This window comes from Paenibacillus forsythiae T98 (assembly GCF_000520735.1).
Lineage (GTDB): Bacteria > Bacillota > Bacilli > Paenibacillales > Paenibacillaceae > Paenibacillus_AQ > Paenibacillus_AQ forsythiae.
Window position 1 is genome coordinate 1 of the sequence record NZ_ASSC01000529.1, and the last position, 9,788, is coordinate 9,788.

The 9,788-nt window shown below is 56.0% G+C and carries 11 protein-coding genes; 5 read left to right on the forward strand and 6 right to left on the reverse strand.

Annotated elements, in window-relative coordinates; all coding sequences use genetic code 11:
* Window positions 1-1,329 (reverse strand): vWA domain-containing protein (locus L692_RS0116245; protein ID WP_025701180.1); only part of this gene is annotated, 1,329 nt, incomplete at its 3' end.
* 129 nt (window positions 1,330-1,458) lie between these two features.
* Between L692_RS0116245 and L692_RS31905 the strand changes: the two genes are divergently transcribed.
* Both L692_RS31905 and L692_RS0116255 read left to right on the forward strand, forming a co-directional pair.
* Window positions 1,459-1,611: a hypothetical protein gene (locus L692_RS31905; protein ID WP_156940468.1), complete on the forward strand. Its 153-nt coding sequence runs from the start codon at window positions 1,459-1,461 to the stop codon at window positions 1,609-1,611.
* A complete protein-coding gene (locus L692_RS0116255; RefSeq protein WP_025701181.1) occupies window positions 1,604-2,530 on the forward strand; it encodes a hypothetical protein in 927 nt (308 codons plus the stop codon). Before L692_RS31905 ends, L692_RS0116255 begins: the two co-directional genes overlap by 8 nt.
* A 130-nt stretch (window positions 2,531-2,660) precedes the next feature.
* Here L692_RS0116255 and L692_RS29100 read toward each other — a convergent pair whose 3' ends face one another.
* The 3 genes from L692_RS29100 to L692_RS0116270 form a co-directional block, all read right to left on the reverse strand.
* Window positions 2,661-4,241, reverse strand: a complete 1,581-nt coding sequence (locus tag L692_RS29100; protein WP_025701182.1) for an ATP-binding protein — start codon at window positions 4,239-4,241, stop codon at window positions 2,661-2,663.
* 29 nt (window positions 4,242-4,270) lie between these two features.
* On the reverse strand, window positions 4,271-4,624 hold the full coding sequence (locus L692_RS0116265) for a hypothetical protein (RefSeq protein ID WP_025701183.1): 354 nt from the start codon (window positions 4,622-4,624) through the stop codon (window positions 4,271-4,273).
* Between the two features lie 359 nt (window positions 4,625-4,983).
* Window positions 4,984-5,373: a (deoxy)nucleoside triphosphate pyrophosphohydrolase gene (locus L692_RS0116270; RefSeq protein WP_312001119.1), complete on the reverse strand. Its 390-nt coding sequence runs from the start codon at window positions 5,371-5,373 to the stop codon at window positions 4,984-4,986.
* Between the two features lie 237 nt (window positions 5,374-5,610).
* Here L692_RS0116270 and L692_RS0116275 point away from each other — a divergent pair, with 237 nt between their 5' ends.
* The 3 genes from L692_RS0116275 to L692_RS0116285 are packed head-to-tail and all read left to right on the forward strand — an operon-like array spanning window position 5,611 to window position 8,152.
* Window positions 5,611-6,102, forward strand: a complete 492-nt coding sequence (locus L692_RS0116275) for a hypothetical protein (protein ID WP_025701185.1) — start codon at window positions 5,611-5,613, stop codon at window positions 6,100-6,102.
* A gap of 6 nt (window positions 6,103-6,108) precedes the next feature.
* Window positions 6,109-6,660, forward strand: a complete 552-nt coding sequence (locus L692_RS0116280; RefSeq protein ID WP_025701186.1) for a GNAT family N-acetyltransferase — start codon at window positions 6,109-6,111, stop codon at window positions 6,658-6,660.
* Window positions 6,661-6,694: 34 nt separating this feature from the next.
* Entirely contained in the window at window positions 6,695-8,152 is a 1,458-nt protein-coding gene (locus L692_RS0116285) for an amidase family protein (RefSeq protein WP_025701187.1), read from the forward strand.
* Window positions 8,153-8,233: 81 nt separating this feature from the next.
* Here the strand turns inward: L692_RS0116285 and L692_RS0116290 are convergent, their stop codons facing one another.
* Together L692_RS0116290 and L692_RS29105 are read right to left on the reverse strand one after the other, a co-directional pair.
* The gene (locus L692_RS0116290; protein WP_025701188.1) at window positions 8,234-8,791 is read right to left on the reverse strand and encodes an SLOG family protein; all 558 of its coding nucleotides are present in this window, start codon (window positions 8,789-8,791) and stop codon (window positions 8,234-8,236) included.
* Between the two features lie 153 nt (window positions 8,792-8,944).
* On the reverse strand, window positions 8,945-9,788 hold an 844-nt coding region (locus L692_RS29105), incomplete at its 5' end, for an S-layer homology domain-containing protein (protein WP_025701189.1).

Consider the following 9,788-nt stretch of genomic DNA (forward strand, 5'->3'; position numbering starts at 1 on the left):
CTGTACGATGTTGCTCTCACGGTAGAAGCTGCTCTCTTCCGCCCGGACTTTCAATTCGTAATTGTGGCTGTCTTTAACTTCGAAACTCCCTTTGAATTCGCCGCCCGAATTGTCCAGCGGCAGCTCTTCCGTCTTCCCGGTGTCCAGGTCGGTCGCCAGCAGCGACGCCTTCATGCTTCCGTACAGACCGGCTTCTTGAACCGGCTTCCCGCCCGTGAACAAATGCGCCGAGATGCCGACGGTATCGCCTTTCTTGTAGGTCTTGGACGGTAGAGCGTCCAGCTTCAGCTCCAGGTCATAGTTGAAAATCAGATTGATGTCGATTTTATCCTTCGGAACGCCCTTGATCTGAAGCTTCCAATCCCCTTCCTGCGGGGACAGCAGCTTCAGCAGACTGTACGTCGATGACCGGGACAGCAACACATTATTCGAAGGAATCGCCACGCTTGCCCCCGAAGGGTCGGTCAGCTTCGCCGTTACAGGCTTCTGGGACATAATGGAGATGTTGGCTTCCAGCACGCTGGCGTTCGGGACGTTGACCGTCACCTCCTGATAGCTGCCGTCTGCCGTAATCGACTGCACCGGAACGACCTTAAGCTTCAGATGGTCGGCAAAAATTTCGCTCAAAATCTCGGGCAAATCATCCGCGGAATCCGTGACGAACGCTTTGCCGCCCGTCTGGTCGGACAGCTTCGCAAGGCTGGCCTTGTTCAGCCTGCCGTCCGCATTCAGGCCGATCGTGTAAATCGGGTATCCATTCTTTCCGGCCGTTTCCACCGCCGCGCCAAGCTCCTGTTCCGACTGGCTCTGCGTCCGGCCGGACGCTTCATTCAGATCATTGTTGCCGTCGGCCAGCAGCACAATCATCGGCTCATGGGAAGGGTCGCTGCCATTCTGAAGCACCTTGACCGCCTCATCCACGCCAACGGCGATATCTGTGTAGGCGCCCTTGTCCAGGCCGCCGATGAAATCCTTCAAATCCTGCTTGTCCGAGGCCGAGTTAATGGTCAGCAGCGCCTTCTCGCGCTGCACCTTGTCGGTGTAGGCGACGACGCCTACCTTGTCTCCCTTCGCGGACAGCATATCTATGAACATCTTCATCGCCTCGCCGGCGATGTTGCCCTTATCGCTCGTCTTCATGGAATTGCTGACGTCAATCACCAGCACGGCGTCAATTTGCGACGAGGCTCCCGGCGAAGCGGGCTGCGCTGCATAGGCAGGCAGTGAAGCAAACGGCCCGGCCGCGAGGCAGAGCGCCAGCAGCAGCGCGGGCAGACACCGCAGAGCCCAAGATAAAACCCTTCTATTTCGGACATCGTTACGAAACATGACTGTAACCCCTCTTATAATTTGATAGGCGGCATCAATGCTGGATCAGGACAGCTAAATTCTGTCAATAGCATGCCATTATGATATAATTAAACCCTGCAAACTTCAACTTAAGGAAAGGACAACTCCATGATTTCATACGTTATACTTGGAATTGCGTTTCTTTATACCGTCAGCCGGATTCTCCGCTATTTCCTTCGCGGACGCAGGCCGGTGGACCGGGAGGAGATCGACGGGCGGCTGCTGGCCGCGCTGAACGGAGGCGACAGACCCCATGGCTAACAAAAAACCGGTCGTCCTCCGCCCCTTCAAGGCCCCCCGCTATTCCTTCGGCAAGCTGCGCGTCTGCAAGCGCTGCGGCCGGTTCACCGCGTTGTCCGAGGAACGCTGCACCGGCTGCGGCAGGGCGGCCCTCGTTCCCGTAGAGCGCCGGGCGGCTTCGCTGGCCGGACGCCGCATGGCGGCTTCCCTGCTGACCGTTGCCTTGCTGACGCTGGCTGCGGCCTATTTCGCCGCGGACACCGCGCAGCGGGCGCTGTGCGCCGCAGCCGGGCTCATCCTGCTGGCGGTGCTCTTCGCCGCCCAGCGCAAGGCTCGGCCCGCCGAGAATCTGCGGGCTCTGGACGAGCTGCTCGGACGGAATATCGGCGCGGTCAAAGAGGGCCTGGAACTCAACCGGCAGGAAGCCGTTTCCGTGCTGCGGGAGAACGATACGCTTGCCTACGAGAAGCTGCGCGAAATCGCCGTGCTGCTCCGGGGCGACCGCGTCGCCAGGCAGCGCGTCGCCCTGCTGCACGGCTTCCGGCTGCGCAAGGACATGGACCTGGAGATGGAGCAGCTGCTGCTGAGAGATTTTGAACCGCTGCTCGCGGAATACATCGGTGAAGTCGCCAGACTCCGCCGCGATTTGATCAAGGACCGCACCCTGCGCTATGTGCAGCGGTATGAGGCCCAAATTCTGGAGATGAAGGACGGCCCCGCGATCCTCGCGGCAGTGGCCGGATCGGCGGTGCGGATGAAGCGCTACGTCCTTCTCTACTCCAGCTTTATCAGCCGTTACGCCCATTCGCTCCCCCGCGACCGCTTCCTCCGGCTGCATCAATTGATCTCCGCCTGCCCGCATGAGTCCTGGAACGGGCTTGATGTAAGGACCCGGGAAATCCGGGAGGCCAAGTACCGCTGGGACCCCGATTTCGGGTAGACCCGGTCTTGAAGGCATAACGCTGAAAGAGGCTCCTTTATATGACGATCAAAACGTGGTGAAGCCTGCGGCAAATTATGATATTTTTATGGACCTCTCCGAAGCGGGGACGCTTAGCGGGAGGCGAAGGTCAAGCGGGCAGCCCTTTAAACCTGACGGAGAAGGTCGTCCCGGTCGGACCCGTGACGACATCGATTTTGGCGCCATGCTTGTTGGCCACGTTGAAACATACGGCAAGTCCCAGACCGGAGCCGCTTTCCTTGGTGGTATAAAACGGCTTCCATATATGCTCAATCTGGTCGGAAGGAATTCCCTTGCCGTTATCTTCGACAGACAGGATGACGGCGTCCTCTTCCGTATAGGTTCTGATAATCAGGCGTCCCTCTGGAGGCATCGCCTCCAGTCCGTTTCGAACCATATTCAATATGAGCTGTCGGATCATTCGCTCATCCATATACATAGGTGGAATGGGTCCCAGCTCGGCGTCTACCGTCTTCCCCGCAACCGTTGCGTCCGCCTGGATCAAAGGAAGGATTTTGGCAATCAGTTCATTAAGCTGGTCGTATTTCATGTCGATTCTCTGATTCTTCGCCAGCCCGAGAAATTCGGAGATAATGGAGTTTGCCCGGTCCAGTTCCTCAATCATAATCTCCAGATAGGACTGCTTGCCGGATTCCTTCTTGCTCATAAGCTGCAGAAAACCGCGTACCGTAGTTAACGGATTTCTCACCTCATGACCGATGCCCGCCGCCATTTCGCCGATGAGATGAAGCTGATCGAGCCGCACCATTTCCTTTTCATATTCCTTATGCTCCGTCAGGTCGCTGAAGACCGTAAGGATGCCGGGCGTTTGATTGATGTCCACCGGAACGGTTTGGCACAGGCAAACTTTGTGCTGGCCCGAAGCGTTCTCGAAGGAAACTTCCATATTGCCCTTATACAGGGACTGAAGGGAAACCTCCCATATCCGTTTTAGCAAGGAGTTCTCGTCATGCCGTTCAGGCCAGTACCGGTTGAGCAATTCTTCCCCGCTCATGCCCAGCATGGATAGCAGAGGCTCATTGTACTCAATAATTTGATGAGTCTGAAGAGACACGACAAGCATCGGGCTCGGGATCACGGAAAAAATGGCAGACAGCTGCTCTTCCGAATGTCTGAGCTCTCTATTCTTCTGCGCCAGCTCCCGGTTCTTTTTTTTCAGAGCCGAGATCAGCAGGATACGGTCCAGCACAATGGATACTTGACTGCAAATATTTTGCAAAATATCCAGTTCAACTGAAGAAAAAGCGGGGCGTTTACGCAGTCCAAACGACAATGTGCCCACCAGTTTCCCATAGGAAACCAGAGGATGGCTTACATAAGCCTGTAATCCAAAGCCTTTTATAATCCCGACTCTCGGGTCCGCAGAGTTTTGAATGTCCTCGACGATGATTCTGGAAAGCTTCCGCGCGGCTTCCCCGCAAACCGCTTCTCCCAAATCGATCCACTCAACAAGCGCATGCTCGCGCCAGGTAATTCCGTGATAATTCATCAAACGAAGCTTATCCAGCTCTTCGTCAAAAATATAATTAAGATAAAGATCCAAACCCAAATGGGCAGAGAGTTTATTGAACAGATTATCCAGAAGTTTCCTCGGGTTCTCATTCAAGATGAGCTCCTGCCCCGCTTCAGACAAGACCAGGAGCTTGAAGCTGTTTTCGTCCTTGTTCACCTTGACTTCCCTCCCAAATCTAATATATCTTATCTCATCGTCCGCTTTCGAATGTAAGCGCCCGCCGCATTTCCAAGCAGCGAGATCAGGCCGTAGGCGGCCGAATATATAAGAGCCGTGCCACTGGCTTCGAAAACTATGAATACCGAAAGGGCGAACAAGATTGCGGGCTGCAGCGCGGTTACCGGCCTAAAGCCGAGCCGAAGTCCAAGCTCTCCCGACAGAACAAGGATAACCGCCGGATTAACCAGAAGCAGGAGTGTCACCAGCGCGCCAAGATCACTCATCGTGCCCGTCCGATTCCTCAGATATAAAGGAAGCAGGAAGAACAAGACGGCGTATATGACTGTATGCAGCAAAATTCTTTTGGATTCCCGGTTCAAGTGATCTCCCCCTCTGAATGGTTCTTTTTCTACATAATACCGTTTGCGGATTATTTAATATAGTAAAAAACACAGGAAAACATCCCGTCCAGAGCAGGCGGCAATTTGCGCGGAACGGGGAGCGGCATGATTGAAAGCGGTAACATAAATACTCATAAACAACAGGGCGGCGTTTCAAAACCGGTTTACTATCGGCCTGCAATGTCTCCCTGTCTACGTTCGGCAGGAGCACATGATCGCGCCTCTTCCCCCTCTTGCTGCACCATTTCCGCCAGCGCATAGACGCCGATGATGCCGCCGAGTGTGACAACCTTTTTCCATTTCGTTATATGTACCGCCCCTTTCTTGCCCTATCCCTTTCATTGTACGCCAGGTTCGTGGGCCAGCTTCCGCACAAACGGGATATCCGCTGGCGCAAACAGGTAACGCTCAAGCTCTCCCGGACTCTCCCAGCGGCAGTCGTCGTGGTCCGTCAGCTTGATTTCCCCGCCGCAGTATTCCGCTTTCCAGGCGATCAGCCGGATATGCGGTCCGCCGCGATAGCTGTGCTCATTCTCTCCAAAATATTCGTATGGCATAATGTCGATGCCCATCTCCTCGATCAATTCCCGCCGCAGGCAGGCCCCGGCGTCTTCTCCGTCTTCGATCTTGCCGCCCGGAAATTCCCACAGCCCCGCCTGGGACTTGCCTTCTCTGCGGCGCGCAATCAGAACCCTTCCCTCATTATTATAAATGATGGCCGCTGCCACTTGAATCAATGTAACCACCTCCGCCAAGCTTTAATTGGAGCATAACACTGAACATTGTGAATATCCACAAAAACACAATCAAGGCCGAGTTATCCCATATTATCCACATATTTTTCCACAAATTGGGGGTATTCGAAAAATGCGCCGGGCGCATGCTATAATCAGAGAGCTACAGCCGGAAGAACGCTTCGCTTCTCGCGTCCCGGCCGGACAGATATGAACAATGGGGGCTGCCTTATGCTTACTTTTCAACAAAAAATCGAGATCCTTGACTCCTATCCACAGCTTCAGCGCAAAGATGTATCGTTAGGAAGGGTCAACTACCACTACGAAGAAAGCCTGCACGACAAAAAAACCGTCGCTTTTCATCTCCATCCGAACGGCAATGGCTATGTATACGCGGGTCTGCTTAAAGATTACGAGACCGACGCCAAGGGATTTGTCAATATTCGCGACTTCACAGAAGAAGAGCTGCGCTCCCTGCTGAACGCTTCCATCGCTTCGCTCACCAAGCCCCCGGCCCAAGCGGTGCAGCCAAGCGGCAAGAAATCCAAGCGGCTTGCGGCCGAGACAAGCTGGATCAATGGAGAAGGCCAGAAGCTTACACTTAAAGCCGAAGACGATCTGTGGTATCTCTATTCGGGGCTGAGCCTGGAAATGGCATTTGAGACGGCGGATGAAGCGAAGGAATATTTGGCGGAAGAGGGCTTCGCGCAGTCGGAGGCTTAAAAATTCATGATAATCAGTAGCCAGAAGTTTCATGTGAACGGCCTAAGCTACACTGTCCGATCTGCTATGGAGCAGGATGCGGAGGATTTGTCGGAAATCCGGCTGCGGATTGACGGAGAGACGGAGCATCTGGACAGAGAACCCGGCGAGGCGTTCATTGACGCACCGGGATTTAAACAGATCATTAAGACGGACACGGAAAATGACAGGAATCTTTTTCTGGTGGCGGCTGTTGATGACAGGATCGTCGGATTCTCAAGATGCGAAGGAACTCTTCTGAAGAGATTCTCTCACAAGGCGGAATTTGGAATTTGCATATTAAAAGATTACTGGGGATATGGCATCGGGAGAAATCTGTTGAAAGCCTCTGTTGCGTGGGCCGACTCTGGCGATATTACCAAAATCACCTTGCATGTCCTGGAAACCAATGTTAAAGCTATTGAACTGTATAAGCAGTTCGGCTTTGAAATCGAAGGGATCTTGAAAAAAGACCGGATTCTTTCGGACGGCCAATACTATGGCACGATAGTTATGGGGAGGTTTAACGGTAAAATTTGAAGACGATTACATTAGGGGAAGAGGCGTACGAGGCATGGCTTTTGACATTGTGGAGACCACCATACCGAAGATTCAGTCGGCTCTGAGCTCCGGTGAAATCACATCCAGGCAGCTCGTTCTGATGTATCTTGAACGTACCGCGGAGCATGACAGGGACGGGCTGATGCTGGGTTCCGTGATTGAGATTAACCCTGACGCCCTGTTCATCGCAGACGCCATGGATGCGGAGCGCGCCATGCTCGGCGCCCGGGGTCCGCTGCATGGCGTGCCCGTGATGCTCAAGGACAACATCAATACGGGAGACAAAATGCACACAAGCGCGGGCTCGCTCGCGCTTGCGGATTCTTTTGCCGGTGAAGACGCCTTCATTGTGTCCCGACTGCGGGAAGCGGGAGCGATCATCCTGGGGAAGACCAATATGACGGAGTTCGCCAACTGTATGACTGAGGGCATGCCGTCCGGGTACAGCTCACGCGGCGGGCAGACGCTGAATCCTTACCATATTTCGAAGCCGACCGGAGGCTCAAGCTCCGGCTCCGCCGTAGCGGTCGCCTGCAATTTCTGCACGGTCTCCGTCGGAACGGAAACCTCCGGCTCCATTCTCAGTCCCGCCAGCCTTGGCTCCGTTGTCGGCATCAAGCCGACGGTCGGGCTGCTCAGCCGCTCCGGCATTCTGCCGCTGTCGAACTCGCAGGACACCGCCGGACCGATGGCAAGAACGGTGCGCGACGCGGTGCTGCTGCTGAATGCCATGCTCGGCATGGATGACACGGACGCGGCCATGGGCGCGTCGCTCGGGATAACGCATGGCGATTATACCGGCTTTCTGGACGGCAGCGCCCTTCAGGGCGCAAGAATCGGCATTCCGCGCGATTGCTATTTCGAGGAAGTCGGAGACGATCTGCGTGCGCTCTTTGAGGCGGCCGTCCGGCTGATGAAGGATCAGGGAGCGGTAATCATTGATCCCGCAGATGTGCCGACTGCGCGCGAAATCCGCCATTCCTCGGTTCTGCTGAACGAATTTAAAGCTTCGCTGAACGCTTACCTGGCGAAGCTCGGTCCGGGGGCGCCCATGCGCACCCTGAAGGACATTATCGCCTTCAATCACGCCCATCCGATGGAGACCTTGCGCTACGGCCAGTCCCTTCTGCTGGACGCTGAATACCGGACCTCCGGCTCCTTGACGGAGCCGCAGTATTTGCGCGACCGGGCAGCCGATATCAGACTGTGCAAAGATGAAGGCATCGACGCCGTCATGCGTGAGCACCGTCTGGACGCTCTCCTGTTCCCAGCCGATTTCGGCGCAGCAGTCATGGCCCGGGCGGGCTACCCGTCGATTGTCGTACCCGCGGGCTACACCCCGGACGGTGAGCCTTTCGGCGTGACGTTTGCGGGCATGGCGTACGCCGAGCCTATGCTGATCCGGCTGGCCTATGCTTTCGAGCAGCACTCCAAGGCACGCAGACCGCCTTCGCTGCGCAGCTTGATCTAGAAGCCCAAGAGGGAGGCGCAAGCTCCAATCGGACCTGAGCCTCCTCTTTGTTCGCTGCGCTTAGCCTTTTGCCGCGCATGTTCACTCGTACGACGACAAATGCTCCTCATCCGCCATACTATGGATATCGTCCATCGAAATCGTCAGCAGCTCATATCCCGTCTCTTCTTGCAGCTTCACTGCTTTGTCCTTGATATACTTCGGGCTTCCTTCCGCCGCATCCGCGTCGTATACGAGCAGAAGCCCGTCGCTTTTGCGCATCAGCAGCTCATCCCTCGCCCGGAACTGCCAGCTTCCTTCGTAGGGCCGGTTGCTGACCGCCCCGTAATAATCGGCCGCCGCCGCAATCCGGTGGAATTCCTCCTGCTTCTCTTCCTTCCATCTTTCCTCCGGAGCGGCATGGGCCGCGATAATGCCCAGCTTCAGGTCGGGATAGCGTTCCTTTAGCTCGAGCGCAGTCTCGCATGCCCAAAGATCGACGCCGTACTGGCCGGGGGTGATGATCCATTCCAATCCTTCCTCCAGCAGCGGAACGATCCGCGAAGCGAGCGCTTTTTTGATATAAGGAATACCGGGATGCTTGCCGTCAAAAATGCCCAGCTCATGCGCCCGGTAGCCGGTAACGAGCAGTGTCTTCATGGTATGCCTCTTTCCTGGTTTCCGTCAGTCTTTCCATTATACCAGCCGTCTGCGGACTCTGCCGCCCCGGAAGTAATCAGCCGCAAAAAAACGGAGCGCCCGCAAGGTTTCGTGAACCCTGCGGACTGCTCCGCCCATAGCGATATCAAAGCTTCAGTCGATCCAGCCGTTCGCCTGAAGCATGCGGTGAATCAAGGCTGCCGCTTCCGCCCGTGTCAGTGTATCCTTCGGTCTAAGCTCGCGGGTACCGTCTCCCTTGACAATGCCGCTGTCAATAAGATAGGCTGCGGCTGCCGAAGCCCATGGAGACAGCTCGCTCTTATCCGTGAAGGAAGACAGGGTGCTATTCGCCTTCGCGGCATCAGTCGCGCCATCCCCGCCCTGGATCAGCCGAACGGCGTTATACACAACCGTCATGGCTTGCTCCCTGGTCACCTCTCCGCTTCCCCTAAAGGCGCCGCCGGGATAACCGGACATCAGGCCGAACCGATGCGCAAGCGCCGCCGGCTCATAGACCCAGGAGGAGGAGGCTACGTCGCTGAACCCGGCGGAAGGTATCTCCCCACCCATCAGCCCGAGGCTTCTGACGGTCAAAGCCGCCAGTTCGGCGCGTGTAACCGCGCGGTCCGGCGCAAACCGGCCGTCTCCGCCCCCGGTTAGCAGCATGCGGTTCGCCAGGTCCGAGGCGATGTCCCGGGACCAATGGTTCTGCGTGTCAGAGAAGGAAGTCCCGCCGCCGAGCAGCGCATAAGTCCGGTAGCCTGACGCCTCATGGATAACGGCATACCGGATATGGTCCACCGTCTTCAGCGAAGCGGGTACGGCGTACAGCTTGCCGTCGTCCTGAACCGAAACTGCGGCAATTCCTCCCTGCGCTCCCGCCTGTTCCGCAGGAAGCGCCATCAGCAGTTCAACCGGAGCCTTCAAAGGCGCCAATACGCTCTTGCCTTTGTAATTGAGCGTCAGCTTGACGGCCAGCGGATCGGCCAGCAGCCGA

Excerpts from the sequence above, each read along its gene's own strand:
- L692_RS0116275 (WP_025701185.1), top strand. The coding sequence starts at position 5,611 with ATGCTTACTTTTCAACAAAAAATCGAGATCCTTGACTCCTATCCACAG.
- L692_RS31905 (WP_156940468.1), top strand. The coding sequence starts at position 1,459 with ATGATTTCATACGTTATACTTGGAATTGCGTTTCTTTATACCGTCAGC.
- L692_RS0116280 (WP_025701186.1), top strand. The coding sequence starts at position 6,109 with ATGATAATCAGTAGCCAGAAGTTTCATGTGAACGGCCTAAGCTACACT.
- L692_RS0116255 (WP_025701181.1), top strand. The coding sequence starts at position 1,604 with ATGGCTAACAAAAAACCGGTCGTCCTCCGCCCCTTCAAGGCCCCCCGC.
- L692_RS0116285 (WP_025701187.1), top strand. The coding sequence starts at position 6,695 with ATGGCTTTTGACATTGTGGAGACCACCATACCGAAGATTCAGTCGGCT.
- L692_RS0116290 (WP_025701188.1), bottom strand. The coding sequence starts at position 8,791 with ATGAAGACACTGCTCGTTACCGGCTACCGGGCGCATGAGCTGGGCATT.